7 protein-coding genes and 1 tRNA gene are annotated in these 15,259 nt (G+C 69.8%); 6 read left to right on the plus strand and 2 right to left on the minus strand.

All coding sequences use genetic code 11. The annotated features are described in order from the left end of the window. Positions 1-93: 93 nt before the first annotated feature. Positions 94-1,137, minus strand: coding sequence for a biotin synthase BioB (bioB, locus tag RAB70_RS05430; RefSeq protein WP_017914166.1), 1,044 nt, complete (start codon positions 1,135-1,137; stop codon positions 94-96). Between the two features lie 49 nt (positions 1,138-1,186). Here bioB and RAB70_RS05435 point away from each other — a divergent pair, with 49 nt between their 5' ends. Further along, the gene (locus tag RAB70_RS05435) at positions 1,187-1,918 is read left to right on the plus strand and encodes a ComF family protein (protein ID WP_408068860.1); all 732 of its coding nucleotides are present in this window, start codon (positions 1,187-1,189) and stop codon (positions 1,916-1,918) included. 109 nt (positions 1,919-2,027) lie between these two features. Here the strand turns inward: RAB70_RS05435 and ubiA are convergent, their stop codons facing one another. Beyond that, complete coding sequence (gene ubiA / locus RAB70_RS05440; RefSeq protein ID WP_148827442.1) at positions 2,028-2,930, minus strand: 4-hydroxybenzoate octaprenyltransferase; 903 nt, start codon at positions 2,928-2,930, stop codon at positions 2,028-2,030. Positions 2,931-3,203: 273 nt separating this feature from the next. On the opposite strand from ubiA, the gene RAB70_RS05445 reads away from it, so the two are divergent. The 5 genes from RAB70_RS05445 to RAB70_RS05465 all read left to right on the plus strand — a co-directional run bounded on the left by RAB70_RS05445 (position 3,204) and on the right by RAB70_RS05465 (position 14,930). Then, positions 3,204-3,280, plus strand: a tRNA-Arg gene (locus RAB70_RS05445). A 554-nt stretch (positions 3,281-3,834) separates the two neighbouring features. Further along, positions 3,835-5,853 carry a sensor histidine kinase gene (locus tag RAB70_RS05450; RefSeq protein ID WP_225851495.1) on the plus strand — a complete coding sequence of 673 codons (2,019 nt, stop codon included), beginning with the start codon at positions 3,835-3,837 and terminating at the stop codon, positions 5,851-5,853. A gap of 75 nt (positions 5,854-5,928) precedes the next feature. Then, positions 5,929-6,594 carry a response regulator transcription factor gene (locus RAB70_RS05455; protein ID WP_026143865.1) on the plus strand — a complete coding sequence of 222 codons (666 nt, stop codon included), beginning with the start codon at positions 5,929-5,931 and terminating at the stop codon, positions 6,592-6,594. Positions 6,595-6,901: 307 nt separating this feature from the next. Beyond that, on the plus strand, positions 6,902-8,629 hold the full coding sequence (locus tag RAB70_RS05460; protein ID WP_225851494.1) for a ShlB/FhaC/HecB family hemolysin secretion/activation protein: 1,728 nt from the start codon (positions 6,902-6,904) through the stop codon (positions 8,627-8,629). Positions 8,630-8,663: 34 nt separating this feature from the next. Further along, the gene (locus RAB70_RS05465) at positions 8,664-14,930 is read left to right on the plus strand and encodes a YDG domain-containing protein (protein WP_148827438.1); all 6,267 of its coding nucleotides are present in this window, start codon (positions 8,664-8,666) and stop codon (positions 14,928-14,930) included. Positions 14,931-15,259: the final 329 nt, after the last annotated feature.

Here is a 15,259-nt window from a genome sequence, read left to right on the forward strand (position 1 = left end):
GACGGGCATCTGGCGGGCTAGCGTAGCGCGTCCCCGGCCGGGCCGGGCGCCGCCGGCGATGGACGGCCGGATCGGCGGACGGACGCCCCAGGCTCAGACCAGCGCGGCGGCGATCGCCGGTGTGGGCTGGGCGGTGATGTCCGCGTGCACGGTGCCGGGATGGTCGTGCGCGTCGGCATCCACCATCACCTGCATCGGCCGCAGCCCCAGCCGCGCGAACAGCGCCTGGTCGCGCTCGGTGTCCGGGTTGCCGGTGGTCAGCAGCTTCTCGCCGTAGAAGATCGAGTTGGCGCCGGCGCAGAAGCACAGCGCCTGCAGTTCGTCGCTCATGCTCTCGCGCCCGGCCGACAGCCGCACCATCGCCCGCGGCATCGCGATGCGGGCGACGGCGATCGTGCGCACGAACTCGAACGGATCCAGCTCGACCGTGCCGTGCAGCGGGGTGCCGGCGACCTGCACCAGGCGATTGATCGGCACCGAGTCCGGATGCACCGGCAGGTTGGCCAGCGCCTGCAGCAGGCCGGCGCGCTGGTCGCGCGACTCGCCCATGCCGACGATGCCGCCGCAGCAGGTCTTCAGGCCGGCGTCGCGCACGTGGGTCAGCGTGTCCAGGCGGTCCTGGTACTGGCGGGTGTGGATGATCGAATCGTAGAAATCCGGCGCGGTGTCCAGATTATGGTTGTAGTAGTCCAGCCCGGCCGCCTTCAGCGCTTGCGCCTGGGTGCCGTCGAGCATGCCCAGGGTGGCGCAGGTCTCCAGGCCCAGCGCCTTCACCTCGCGAATCATCTCCGCCACCTTCGGGATGTCGCGGTCCTTGGGCGAGCGCCAGGCTGCGCCCATGCAGAACCGCGAGGCGCCGGCGGCCTTGGCCTGGCGCGCCTTGTCCAGCACCGCCTCGGTGCTCATCAGCTTCTGCGCCTCCACGCCGGTGGCGTAGCGCTGCGCCTGCGGGCAGTACGCGCAGTCTTCCGGGCAACCGCCGGTCTTCACCGACAGCAGCGTGGACACCTGCACCTGCGCCGGATCGAAGTGCTCGCGGTGCACGGCGGCGGCGCGGTGCAGCAGTTCCGGGAACGGCAGGTCGAACAGGGCGAGCAATTCCTGGCGTTGCCAGTCGTGTCGGACGACAGCGGACATGGGGGTTTCCTGACGGTCAGCGGCTGGGAAAGCGGGCAGTCTGGTAAGCATGCAACGTCCTGTCAACTTCACGATGGCTGGTTTGGTTGACGGCGGTTGGCGCTGGCTGCAGCGCCGCGTGCTGCCGGAACGCTGCCTGGTGTGCGGGGAGCCCGGCGCGCCGGGCCTGGACCTGTGTGCCGCCTGTCGCGACGATGTGCCCTGGAATGCGGCGGCCTGTTGCCGCTGCGCGCTGCCGTTGCCGGCGCTGGATGCCGAGCAGGTCTGCGGCACGTGCCAGCGTCGGCCGCCGCCGCTGGAGCGGGTGGCCAGCGCCTGCGTGTACGCCGCGCCGGTCGATGGCCTGTTGCGCCGCTTCAAATTCCATCAGGATCTGGCCGCCGGGCGCCTGCTCGCCGCATTGCTGCAGACACGCTGCGCCGCCTTGCCGCGGCCGCAGGCGCTGCTGCCGGTGCCGCTGCATCCGGCCCGGCTGCGCCAGCGCGGTTACGACCAGGCGCTGGAACTGGCGCGGCCACTGGCGCGCGCACTGGCACTGCCGCTGTGCCTGGAATTGCAGCGGGTGCGGGCGACCGCGGCGCAATCCGAACTGGATGCGCGCGCACGCCGGCGCAACCTGCGTGGTGCGTTCGCGGTGCCGGATTCGGCGGCGCTGCCGGCGCACGTGGCGCTGATCGACGACGTGATGACCACCGGCGCGACCCTCCACGCCGCGGCAAAGGCACTGCGCCGTGCCGGCGTCGAACGGGTCGATGCCTGGGTGGTGGCGCGGGTGCCGTGAGCGCTGCACCGGCTGCGCCTGCACCGCGTGCGGACCCGTGGCTATCGCGTGGCCTGTGGCCAGGGCGTTGTTGCGCGCCGCCGAAGCGGGCTGCCGAACCGCGTCGGTGTCAGCCGGCGCGCAGCGCCAGCGCCGCAGCGATGCCGGCGAAGATCGCCAGGCCGACCCAGTTGTTGTGCAGGAAGGCGCGGAAGCACGCCGCGCGTTCGCGGTGCCGGGCCATGCGGAATTCGACGACGACCAGCAACGCCGCCACGCCCAGCCCGGCCCAGTACCACACGCCCAGGTCCGCGCGATGCCCGACGAAGGCGAGAGCGACGAACATCAGCGCGTACAGCACGCCCTGGATGACCAGGTCGAGTTCGCCGAACAGGATGGCGGTGGACTTGGAGCCGGCGCGCAGGTCGTCCTCGCGATCGACCATCGCATACCAGGTGTCGTAGGCGGTGGCCCACAGGATATTGACCGCGTACAGCAGCCAGCCCAGCGCCGGCACCTCGCCGCGCACCGCGGCGAAGGCCATCGGAATGCCCCAGCCGAAGGCCATGCCCAGGTAGACCTGCGGCAGGTAGGTGTAGCGCTTCAGGTAGGGATAGCTGGCGGCCAGGAACAGCCCGACCACGCTCAGGCCGATGGTCAGCGCGTTCATGGTCAGCACCAGCGCGAACGCCACCAGCATCAGCACCGCGAACACCGCCAGCGCTTCGCGGCCGCTGACCGCGCCGGTGGCCAGCGGCCGGCTGCGGGTGCGCTCGACCTGCGGGTCCAGCCAGCGGTCGGCGTAGTCGTTGATCACGCAGCCGGCCGAGCGGGTCAGCCACACCCCGGCGGTGAACACGAACAAGGTCCACAGCGGCGGTATCCCATCGGCGGCCAGCCACAGCGCCCACCAGGTCGGCCACAGCAGCAGCAGCACGCCGATCGGCCGGTCGCCGCGCAGCAGTTTCCAATACTGGCCCAGGCGCTCGCGCGGCGGCAGCGCGGCAGGCGTTTCGTAGCGTTCGTAACCCATCGCGCAAGGGTAGCAGCCGCGTGGTGCCGGCGGCGCGTCGCGGAGGTGGATGCGCCGTGTCCTGCGTTGGTTGGCCGAGCGCCGCAGGACGCGGACGGGCGCCAGGCGTCCACGGCGAGGTGGCCGCCGTGCCGGCCGCGCCGTGCCGCATGTCGACGCAAGGTGCCGGTGAGCGGACGGCGGCGGCCGCATGCCCATGACGCGCGCGCCGTCGCCGGGCCGTGCGAATGGGGGAGACGCGGACCACGAATGCCGTTAGAATGCGCGTCCGTTGCGCCCGTAGCTCAGCCGGATAGAGTAGTGGCTTCCGAAGCCATTGGTCGGGGGTTCGAATCCCTCCGGGCGCGCCATCCCACGCCGTGCATGCCGATCCTGTCTGGCATCGCCCGCGTCCTGTCCGCCATCTGCGCAGGCTCCTCTCTCCTCTTTCGCTTCCGCCGTCCTGCGACCGTGCGAACGCATGCGTTGCTCGCTGCCGGGCGCTGTGGCGCCGATGCGTCATGCCCGCGCGATCCCGACCTTGTCCCAGCGCTTGGCCAGCGTCCCATCCGCTCCCAGAAGCATGGTGCGCGGCGTGCTCTGCTGGAGCCGCCTGCGCGGTGTCCGAGCAGGGCGCCAGGCGTGGTACTGGCTGCAGTACGTGGCATGGGTGCGTGCGTGTTCGGAGACGGGACGTGCGCCGGAACGCACGGAACGAGGTGCTGCGCAACGTCATAGGTTGATGAATTTCACATTACATGTCTCCCTGTGTAGAATTTCGAAGCGGCCAGGGTAGTGTCCGCCACAGGGCCGGCATGGGGATGCCGCTCGCAGTGCTTTCAGTGACGCCCGCCACCTGCATACGCACACGTTCGGATACAACGCCGGGTTCTTCATGCGCCGCCGCTCGACGCTCACGCCCCTGTTGCTCCTGATCGTCCTGTTGCTTGGCGGGTGCGGCGGGATCCAGTCGGTCTCCGAGCAGGGCCGCCGCTCCATTGCCCTGGACGGGCACGTACAGATGCTGCGCGATCGTGCCGGCACGCTCGACGTGCACGCGGTGGCGGCGCGCGGCGACCTGCAGCCGACGTCGCCGGAGTTCAGTCTCGGCTACATCCCTGATGCGGTCTGGTTGCGGCTGCGCCTGGATCGCATGACCCGCCTGCCTCGGGTGCTGATGTTGCAGGTGGACGCGCCGCTGGCCGATACCGTGCGCCTATACGTGCCGCAGCCGGGCGGTGGCTTCCGCGAACTGCGCCGCGGCGAGGACGTGTCGCGGCGCGAGTACCCCTACCTGCTGCGGACGCCAGTGTTCCAGTTGGAAGCGCCCGATGGACGCTATCCGGAGGTCTACCTGCGCCTGACCGAGCGCAACGCGATGACGGTGGCGCTGAAGCTGTGGGAGCCGCAGGCGCTGCTCGCCCACGAGGCCTTGTCCGCCAGCCAGGACAGCATCTTCCTGGGCTTCATCCTCGCGCTGTGCATGGCCGGCACCTTCATCTGGCGACGCAGCGGCGTGGGGCCGGTGCGCTGGTATGTCGCCTACATCGCCACCAGCGGCTACAGCGTGTACAAGACCCGGGGCCTGGTCGGCCCGTTCTTTCGTCTGGACACGCACGATGGCGGCGACACCGTACTCGGCGTGGTGCTGGCGCTCAGCGTGGCCATCGCCGTGTCCTTCAGCGTGCGGTTGATGGCTTTGCACACGCATTTCCCGCGGCTGTCGCGCGCCTACGAAACCTTCGTGTGGCTGGCGATCGGCGTCGCCTGCAGCGGATTCCTGCTTGGCAGGTTCGGCACGGTGATGCCGTTCGTGCAGGGGCTGAGCCTGGTCAGCGTACCGTTGCTGCTGCTGGTGGCGGCTTACCTGAGCTGGCGCGGCCAGGCCATGGCCAAGCTGTACCTAGTGGCGTTCCTGGTGCTGTACATCGCATTCTTCCGCGGCTTCCTGATCAACCTTGGCCTGCTGCCGAACACGCCGTGGCTGCGCAATGGCGCGCCGCTGGCGGTGGGTCTGACCCTGCACCTGCTGTTGCTGACCTTCAGTTTCGCGCAACGCTTCTACGCGCTGGAGAAGCAGCGCCAAGACGCATTGGCCCTGGCGCTGGAACTCTCGCAGCAGTCCGAGGCATCGCTGGAGCAAAAGGTGCGCGAACGCACCCGCGAACTGGCCGAGGAAATCGTGCAGCGCCAGGCCACCGAGCAGCGCCTGCGCGAGAGCAAGACGCAACTGCGGCAGGCACTGGTCGCCGAGCAGCGGCTGCGCGAGGAGCAGCGCGAATTCGTGACGTTGCTGTCGCACGAGTTCCGCACGCCCTTGTCGATCATCCATGCCAGTAGCCAGATGCTGCAGGACACGGAGACCGCGCTGCAGCCGACAGGACGCCGCCGCATCGAGAAGATCCAGCGATCGGTGGAGCGCATGTCCGAGTTGATCGAACGTTTCCTCGACGATGAACAGGTGCTCTCGGACGAAGGCGCGCTCAAGCGCGAGGTGTTTGCGTTGCCCGCGCTCATCGACGAGGTGCTGGACGCGCTCGATCCGTCACGCGAGCGCGTGCGGGCCGAACTGGCGCAGGCGCCGCTGCGGGTGGATTGCGACCGCGGCCTGCTGCGGATCGCCCTGGACAATCTGTTGGGCAACGCCCTGAAGTACTCCGGGCCGGGACAACCGGTACGGCTGACGGCCACGGCGCAGGCGCAGACCCTGATCCTCGGCGTCGCCGATCAGGGGCCCGGCATTCCGCAGCACGAGCACACCGGGATCTTCCGCAAGTTCGCGCGCGGCAGCGGCAGCGGCGGCACTGCCGGCGCGGGGCTGGGGCTGTACCTGGTCAAGCGCATCGCCCTGCGATTGGGCGGCGAGTTGACCCTGGACAGCGACGGCCGCGGCGCGACCTTCAGCCTGCGCCTGCCCCAGGCCGTCGCCACGGAGGGGCGGTGAGCATGCGCACGCACCGCACATGCGGCGCACGACATGGCGTCGCGCGCTGCCGCCGCGCCGGGGAGGTACGCTGACATGGCATTGATCGGTCTGCTCGAAGACGAAGTGGATCTGTGCGAGGAACTGCAGAGTTATCTGGTCGGCGCCGGACACCGCGTGGTATCCGCTGGCTCGGCTGCGGCCTTCTTCGCCGCAAGTGCCGGGCTGCGCTTCGACGTGGTGATCCTCGATCGCGGGCTCCCCGATGCCGATGGCCTGGAGATCGTGGAGCGCCTGCGCAGCGCCTCCCCGGGCATCGGCATCATCATGTTGACCGCGCGCGGTGCCAGCGAGGACCGCATCCACGGCCTGGAGAACGGGGCCGACCACTACCTGGTCAAGCCGGTGCGCCTGGCGGAACTGGCGGCGCACGTGCGTGCACTGTTGCGACGGCTGCCGCGCGGCTGGCGTCTGGTCGCCAGCGAATGCTGCCTGTACACGCCGGAGGATGCGCGTCTGGAACTGAGCGCGCGCGAGTTCGCGCTGTTGCGGGTGCTGGCCGTGCGCGCCGGCGAGATGGCCGGCCGCCGCGAGGTGGCCGAGGCGCTGGGCTGGGACTGGATGTCCTTCGACCAGCGTCGCCTGGATACCATGATCAGCCGTTTGCGTCGGCGCTGCCGCGAGGCGTGCGGGCAGGAACTGCCAATCCGCACTGAGCACGCGCGCGGCTATCTGACCACCGATTCCATCCGCGTGGAGTAAGCGCGCCGCGCGACGGTTGGCGACCAGGCGCCAGCGAACTCGGCGCAATGCATCGCGGATGTCGCGTGATGGGATCGTCGCTGCGTCAAAATGCCGTCGTCGCTGTCGCTCGTGCGCACTGCGTGGAACCACGGGCGCGCCGGAAATTCGCCGAAATGCCTGCATTCCGATGCGGCGAACGACCCGCGCCTACGGTCCTTTGACGTTACGCGGCCGTGTCAGAACTCGTAAGTTTTCACACCCTCGTGATCTCCAGAATGGCGCCGATCAACAAGGGCGCGTTCTGCGCACCACACGGGGACATTGCATGAATACCACGCGGCTGGCCAAGCTTCTTGGCCTCGGCTCGTTGCCACTCGCTGTCAATTTGGCTCTTGCGCAGACGGCGCCGCCGGACGCGGGCTCGCTGCTCAACCAGCAGCAGCGCCAGGAACGGCTGCAGCCGCCGGCCGACGATGCGGCCGCGTTACTGCAGGCGCCGTTGCCCGATGCGCCGGATGGCGGCTTCAGCGCACGCATCGACCGCGTCCGCTTCAGCGGAGCCGAGGGCGCGATCGACACGCAGGCGCTGCAGGCGGTGGTTGCCGATGCGCTGGGCAAGTCGCTGACCCACGCGCAGTTGCAGGCGCTGGCGCAGCGGGTCAGTGCCGCGCTGCAGGCGCAGGGTTATCTGCTGGCGCGCGCCTATCTGCCGCGGCAGGACCTGAGCAACGGCGAGTTGGAGATCGCGATCATGATCGGGCGTCTGCAGAACGCGCCCGGCCGCGTGCAGGTGCTGTCCGACGATGCCGCGCTGCGCGCCCGCGCGACCGGCATCGCCGATGCGGCCTTGCCCGAAGGGCCGGTGCGCAACGACCAGTTGGAGCGCGCGCTGCTGTTGATCAACGACGTGCCAGGCGTGAGCGCGCGTGCGACGCTGGAAAAGGGCGCCGAGCCCGGCAGCAGCCGCCTGCTGATCCGTGCCGATAGTGCGCCGGCGTGGATCGGCGGCGCGAGCGTGGACAACTTCGCCAACCGCTACACCGGCGCGTGGCGCAGCAGCGCCTGGGGCGCGGTGAATCGGCCGTTCGAGCACGAGGACCTGTTCGGCGTGAACCTCAGCCACAGCAGCGGCAGTGATCTGCTGGGTCTGAACTACGCCATCGGCCTGACCTCGTCGGGTCTGCGCGCCAACGTCGCCGCCTCGTCGATGCACTACGCGGTTGGCGCCGAGTTCAAGCCGCTGGACCTGCGCGGCAGCGCGCGTACCGTCAGCGCCGGCCTCAGCTATCCGCTGTTGCGCACGCGCAAGCGCAGCCTGTGGATCAGCATGGACGCCGAGCGTCGCGAGCTGGTCGACAAGGCGCTGGGCCAGGTCCTGCGCGAGCGCAATCTGGACCGGCTCACCACCATGCTCAGCGGCAACGCCTGGGACGGTTGGTGGGGCGGCGGTTACTTCGGCGCCAGCCTGGGCTGGGTCGCCGGCCGTGTGGAGTTGGACAACGCGGCCGACCGCATCGCCGACGGGCTGAGCGCGCGCACCCGCGGCAGCTACAACAAGCTGGTCTGGCGCGTGGAGCGCAATCAGAGCCTGGGCGGCTTGAGCAACTGGGGCCTGTACGTGGGTGCCAATGGCCAGTTCGCCAGCAAGAACCTGGATTCATCGGAGAAGTTCCTGCTCGGCGGCCCGTCCGGGGTGCGCGGGCATGCGGTCGGCGAAGGCAGCGGCGACAACGGCTGGCTGGTCAATGCCGAGCTGCGCCGCGATTTTCTCGTCGCCAGGCACGTGCGTGCGCAGGCGCTGTTGTTCGCCGATCACGGTCACGTGCGCCAGCACATCGATCCGTGGGCGGGATCGGTGATGCCGTGGTCGGGCAATGCGTACGACCTGTCCAGCGCTGGTATCGGCCTGAACCTGCAAGGCGAGCGCTGGTCGCTGCGCGGTGCCTGGGCGCACCGGCTGGGCGACAACCCCGGCCGCAGCGCCGCCGGCCTGAACGCCGACGGCCTGCGCGACGACCACTACCTGTGGCTGCAGGCCAGCCTGCGCTTCTGACGCCGCCACTCCACGCCTTCTGAGGACGATTCGCATGAATCACATCTACCGTTTGATCTGGGACGAACTGCGTGGCGCCTACGTGGTCGCCGCCGAAATTTCCCGCCGCCGCGGCAAGCGCAGCGGCACCGTGGTGCGCGCTGCCGCCGCCGCGATCGCCATCGGCAGCGTACCGTTGTCGGCCTATGCCGTGGATCCTGGCGCATTGCCCGACGGCGCGCAGATCGCCGCCGGCAATGCGCAGCTGGACCAGCACGGCGCCAACCTGACCGTGCATCAGGACAGCCAGCGGCTGATCCTGAACTGGAACAGCTTCGACATCGGCAACCAGGCCAGCGTGCGCTTCGAGCAGCCCGACAGCACCGCCATCGCGCTGAACCGCGTGCTCGGTGGCACGCCCAGCCAGGTGCTGGGCGAACTGAGCGGCAACGGCCAGGTCTGGCTGGTCAATCCCAACGGCGTGTACTTCGGCAAGGGCGCGCAGGTGGACGTGGGTGGGCTGCTGGTCAGCTCGCTTGGCATCAGCGACAGCGACTTCCTGGGCGGACACGCGCGCTTCGTCGCCAGCGGTACGGCCGGCGCGGTGCGCAACGAGGGCGCGATCCGCGCCAACGGCGGCGTGGTGGCATTGCTGGCGCCGGCGGTGAGCAACACCGGCAGCATCGCGGCGGGCCAGGTCGGCCTGGCCGCAGGCGATCGCGTTGCGGTGGACTTCGGCAGCGACGGCCTGCTGTCGCTGGCGGTCGCCCAGGACGCGCTGAAGGCGGAACTGGCGCAGAGCGGCACCATCCGCGGCAACAACGTGGTGCTCAGCGCCGCCGGCGCCAGCGCGCTGCGCTCCAGCGTCATCAACATGGATGGCGTGGTCGAAGCGACCTCGCTGGGCGCGCATGGCGGTCGCATCCTGCTCGACGGCGGCGACGCCGGCCAGGTCCACGTCAGCGGCCGCCTCGACGCCAGTTCGGCGACCGGCCAGGGCGGCCGCATCGACGTGCTCGGCCAGCAGCTACGCCTGGACGGCGGCGCGCGCCTGGATGCCAGCGGCGCGACCGGCGGTGGCGCCATCCACGTCGGCGGCGGTTGGCAGGGGCACGATCCGGCGTTGCGTAACGCCACCCACGTGGAGGCCGATGCCAGCGTCGCGCTCGACGCCAGCGCCGGCAGCAGCGGCAACGGCGGCGAAGCGGTGGTCTGGTCCGACGGCGACACCCGGTTCGCCGGCAGCATCGCCGTGCGTGGTGGCGCGCAAGGCGGCAACGGCGGCCGCGCCGAAGTCTCCGGCAAGCAGCAACTCGCCTACAGCGGCCGCACCGATGCCAGCGCGGCCAACGGCGCGATGGGCGACCTGCTGCTGGACCCGGACACCATCAGCATCCAAGGTGGCGGCACCGGCATCGGTTCCCTGGGCGGAAGCACGGTATACGTGCGGGACCTGCAGGCGCAGAACGCCAACGTGATGCTGGTGGCCGACAATGGCATCACCTTCGGCGACCTGTCGCTGAACGGCGGCAACGGCCGCCTGAGCATGGCCAACAATGTCAGCCTGCGTCTGGAGAACACCAACGGCACCATCAGCTTCGCCAATCCGACCAATACGGTGGAAGTGTTCGGGACCGGCAGCATCTACATGCAGAGCGGGCGCACCAACACCGGCTTCCTGAGCAGCATCGGCAACCTGATCGCACATGGCCCCGGCACCAATCCCGGCACGCTGCCGACCCACGACGTCACCCAGAACGGCAACGGTACCCCGGGCGCCGGCTCGATCACCCTGTACGGCGCCGACGGCATCTCGGTCAGCGGCGCGCTGACCACCAATGGCGGCTACGTGCGCATCTGGGGCGACTCGGACAACATGGGCGGCGGCGACCTGACCCTGAACTCGCCGATCTTCAGCAATGGCGGCAACGTGTACCTGTCCACCGGGCAGGGCGCGGTGACGCTGAACTCCAACATGACCCTCGGCGCCGGGCGCGTGCTGTTCAAGGCCGATGGCAGCTACACCAGCGGCGAGAAGATCCTCAACGGCCTGATCGACGCCAGTGGCGACTTCAACATCGATACCGCCTTCACCATGAAGGGCGGCGCCAGCATCTACACCAGCGGCAACATCGTGTTCGGCAACGTACCGGTCAATCTCGATACCGGCAGCGGCGTGCTGGTGCTGCGCGCCAACAAGATCGACTGGGGCTCGTCGACCCTCAACAACCTCAGCACGGCGTCGATGCGCCTGGAGCCGTACGATCCTTCGGTCAACATGGTGCTGGGCGACGCCAACGGCTTCGCCTCGGCGGCGACGCTGAACAAGTTGCCGGGCATCCGCAACCTGACCATCGGCCGCGCCGATGGCACGGGCACCATCAGCGTCTCCGGCAACTACAACTTCAACGCCAGCGGCAGCTTCGAGTTGCTCGACAAGACCCTGGACATCACCGCCGGCAGCCTCAGCAACAGCACCGGCGACGTGATCCTGACCGGCGACACCATCAACCTCAGCCAGCATGTCACCGCCAACGGCGGCAACGGCAAGGTCACGATCCGGCAGATGACCGCGGCCAACGCCCTGCATCTGGGCACCGGGCTCAGCAACGCGACGATCGGCCAGGTCAACGCGGCCACGCTGGAAGTGGGCCGCAGCGACGGCGGCGACCTGGTGTTCGACAGCGACATCGTCACTGGCGCCAGCACCGTGAGCCTGAAGAGCGGCCAACGCGTCTTGGGAGTCAACGGCGGCGTATCTGCGGCCAAACTGGCGGTCACCGCCGGCGCTGGCGCCACCCTCAGCGACAGTACCTTCAACTTCACCACGCTGGCGCTGGACGTGGGCGGCGCCACCCAGATCGCCAGTTCCATCGCCACTTGGGGCCTGGGTCTCGCCGACACACTGACCGGCTTGAATGTGCGCGCCGGCACCACCGGGACGGTGGGGTTGAACGCGACAGGAACCTTGGGCCTGAACAGCGCGATCAACTTCAACAACAGCGCCGCCACCCTCGCCGCCACTGCCGGCACCGGTTTCGATGCGGCCAGCACCACGCTGAGCAATCAGACGGCAGCCACCGTGGCCTTCGCCCTGTCCGGCGGCAACCCGTTCGCGTTCGGCGGCAGCAGCACGGTCCTGAGCGGCAGCATGCTGTCGCGCTTCAACGGCGTGAGCACGTTGCGTGTGGATGCGGCGGGCAATGACGTGACGATGGGGGCGTTCAACGTCGCCGTTGGCAACCGCATGCAGGTACAGGCGCGTCGTTTGCAGCAGACCGGCGATGTCGGCGTGAGCGGCGGCAGCCTCTATCTCAGCGCCGCGCAGGGCGGCCTGAGCCTGAACCACGGCATCAGCGCCGCGCAGACGCTGTCGCTCAACGACGTGGCCGGTACCGGCATCCAGGGCAGCGGCGCGTTGACCGCCGCGGCACTGGCGCTGCGCTCCAGCGGCGCGGTGTCGCTGACCTCCGCCAGTACCCTGGTGAACGCGATCGCGGCGCAGAGCGGCGACCTGACTTTCCGCAACAACGGCAACCTGCTGGTCGGCAGTGTCGATGGCCTCGCCGGCATCGCCTCCACCGGCGCGGTGGACGTGCGCCTGACCGGCGCCAGCGCGGACCTGACGCTGCAACAGGCGGTGAGCGCGGGCAATGCCGCGCAGCGACAGACCGGCGTGCTGCTGGCGGCCGGCCGCAACTTCATCAATCAGGCAGGCAACAGTGCCGTAAGCACCGGCAACGGCCGCTGGCTGGTGTATTCCACCTCGCCGCTCAATGACACCCGCGGCGGTCTGGCGCCGCAGTTCAAGCAGTACAACGCCGGCACCGGCAGCACCGTGCTGGATGCGGGCAGCGGTTTCCTTTACCGCGTCGCCCCGACCGTTGCCGTCGCCCTGACCGGCGCAGCCAGCAAGACCTATGACGGCAATGCCGCTGCCGCACTGGGCGGGATCGGCTACACGGCCAGCAGCGGTGCGATCGACGGCGATACGGTCGTCGTCACCGGCACCGCTGCGCACTACGACAGCAAGAACGTCGGCCACGGCAAGGCGGTCACCGTCGACGGTCTGAGCGTGGACCACGCCGGCAACGGCGCGGTGCGCGTGTACGGCTACGGTCTGGCCAGCACCAGCGCCAGTGCCAACATCGGTACGATCAGCCAGAAGACGCTGCAGCTGGGGGCCGGCTCGATCCAGGGCAAGGTCTACGACGGCACCACCACCGCCAGCCTGGGGTCGGCGGCCCTGAGCGGCGTGGTGAGCGGCGACGACGTGCGCTTCGCCGGAGCATCCGGCGCGGTGTTCGCCGACAAGCGCGCCGGCGTCAACAAGCAGGTCACCGTGTCCGGCATCGCGCTCGGCGGCAGCGATGCCGGCAACTACCTGGTCGACAGCACGGCCTATGCCGACATCGCCAAGCGCACGCTGACGGTGGCGGTCGACATCGCCGGCAAGGTGTACGACGGCGGGATCGGCGCGCAGGTGCGCAACGCCACGCTCGGCAATGCCGTCGTCGGCGACGATGTGTCCGTCGCCACCCAGGCCGCGTTCGTCGACAAGAACGTCGGCGACAACAAGAGCGTCGTGGTCGCCGCACAACTCGGCGGCACCGATGCCGACAACTACGTCATGGACGTGGCCACCTCGACGCCGCGCGGCAGTACCGCCTCGATCACGCCCAAGACGATCGACGCCGGCACGCTGAGCGTGACCGCCAAGGTGTACGACGGCAACCGTACCGCCAACGTCGGCAGCAACGGCCCGGTCGGCACGCTGAGCGGGGACGACGTGGCGCTGGTCCTGCAAGGCCAGTACGACGACAGGAACGCAGGCACGGGCAAGCGGGTGGACGTGACGGCGGGCTTGCGCGGTGGCGACGCCGGCAACTACCAGTTGCTCGCGACGCGCCTGCAGTCCAGCGGCGACATCACGCCCAAGACGATCGACGCCGGCACGCTGAGCGTGACGGCCAAGGTGTACGACGGCAACCGCACCGCCAATGTCGGCAGCAGCGGCATGGTCGGCACGGTCGGTGGGGATGACGTCGCGTTGATCTTGCAGGGCCTTTACGACACCAAGAACGCCGGCACCGGCAAGCGCGTGGACGTGACCGCGGGCCTGCGCGGTGGCGATGCCGGCAACTATCGCCTGGTCAACACCAGCCTGCAGTCGCGCGGCGACGTGGCGGCGAAGGAACTGACCGTCGGCAATGTGGCCGTGCTGGACAAGCGCTTCGACGGCGGCAGCGACGCGGTGCTGGTACTGCCGCCGCTGCGTGGCGTGGTCGCTGGCGACGAGGTCGCGCTGCAGGGTCGGGGTCAGTACGACAATGCCTCGGCCGCGGCGGGCAAGACGGTGCAGATCGCACTGGCTCTGAGCGGTGCCGACGCGGGCAACTACCGCCTCACCGACGCGCGTCAGCAGACCGTCGCCGGCATCGAGGACCTGCCGGGCCGCAACGCGGTGGACGCGGTTTCGCAGCCGAGCATGGGGGGCAACGGCACGCAGCCGGGCGGCACCGCCGACGGCAATTCGTTGACGGCGGCGGGCGCGATTTCGGCAGCGGCCGGCGCGATGGGGGAACTGGGCGCATCGGCGCAACCGCGGCTGGGTGGAACCTCGCTCGATCCGACCGGCGCCGGCAGCACGGCATCGGGCGGCGCCGCCGGTGGCAGCGGCCTTGGCGGTAGCGCCGGTGGTTCGGGCAGTGCCGGCGGCACTGCCGGCGCTGCGATCGGCACGGGCACCGGGACCACCGCGGCCGACGGTGCCACCGGCTCGGCGGGCGCCAATGCCGGTGGCAACGGCGCAGGCAACGTCGCCGATGCCCAGGGCGGTGCTGGCGCCGCAAGCCAGGGTGCCGGCCAGCGCGGCGGTGCCCCGGGCGATGTGGCGATGGAGCAGGTGCTGCGCAACGGTGCCGGCGTGAGCCTCGCTACCGGTGGCGAGACCCTGGCGCAGCCTGAAGTGGCGGTGCTGACGGTGTTCGACGGCGAAGGCCGTGCGCTGGGCCGCCTACGGGTGGAAGACCTGGGCAGCAGCCTGGCGCTGCACCCGCTGGACGGCAGCGCGCCGACCGCGCCGAACCTGCAGCAGAACGTTCGCGCCAGCGCCCAGACCAGTGTGGCCGTCGATGCGGACGAGAACGCTACGCTGCGCCTGTCCCTGCTGGAAGACGGCACGCTCCACGTGGTGGCGCCGCGTTCGGCCGCACGCATGGACCGCGAAACGCTCAGCGCCTACGCGCTCGGCGCGCTGAAACAGCAGGCGGGCGTGTCGGTGCAGCAGGTGCGCGCGCTGGTGCTGAGCTTCGTCGACTGACGGAGTGGCGAGGGACGCAGGGGCGGCTGCCGCCTCTGCGTCCCGGCGGCCTGGCTGATCGGGGGAAAGGCCAGGCCGGGTTCGACCGTCTCGGCGCGGGTGATGCGCCTGAGGCGGAGGCAGCGGCGTCCGCGGTGCGATGGTGGCAAGCGCGGAGCACCCTTGCGGTGAGATCGAGGTCATCGCCTCGCCATCGTCGCGCCGCGGACGCGCCACATTCTGGAGGTGTGATTGCCTGATGCATGCAGGGTGCGACACAGCGCGACCCTGCGTCGCACAAGCCCTCATGCGGGAGTGTGCTCTGGCAGCCTTGTAGGTGGGAGGCTGCC

Source organism: Xanthomonas sontii (assembly GCF_040529055.1).
In the GTDB taxonomy this organism is placed as follows: domain Bacteria; phylum Pseudomonadota; class Gammaproteobacteria; order Xanthomonadales; family Xanthomonadaceae; genus Xanthomonas_A; species Xanthomonas_A sontii.

Excerpts from the sequence above, each read along its gene's own strand:
- bioB (WP_017914166.1), bottom strand. The coding sequence starts at position 1,137 with ATGTCCGCTGTCGTCCGACACGACTGGCAACGCCAGGAATTGCTCGCC.
- RAB70_RS05435 (WP_408068860.1), top strand. The coding sequence starts at position 1,187 with ATGCAACGTCCTGTCAACTTCACGATGGCTGGTTTGGTTGACGGCGGT.
- ubiA (WP_148827442.1), bottom strand. The coding sequence starts at position 2,930 with ATGGGTTACGAACGCTACGAAACGCCTGCCGCGCTGCCGCCGCGCGAG.
- RAB70_RS05455 (WP_026143865.1), top strand. The coding sequence starts at position 5,929 with ATGGCATTGATCGGTCTGCTCGAAGACGAAGTGGATCTGTGCGAGGAA.
- RAB70_RS05460 (WP_225851494.1), top strand. The coding sequence starts at position 6,902 with ATGAATACCACGCGGCTGGCCAAGCTTCTTGGCCTCGGCTCGTTGCCA.
- RAB70_RS05465 (WP_148827438.1), top strand. The coding sequence starts at position 8,664 with ATGAATCACATCTACCGTTTGATCTGGGACGAACTGCGTGGCGCCTAC.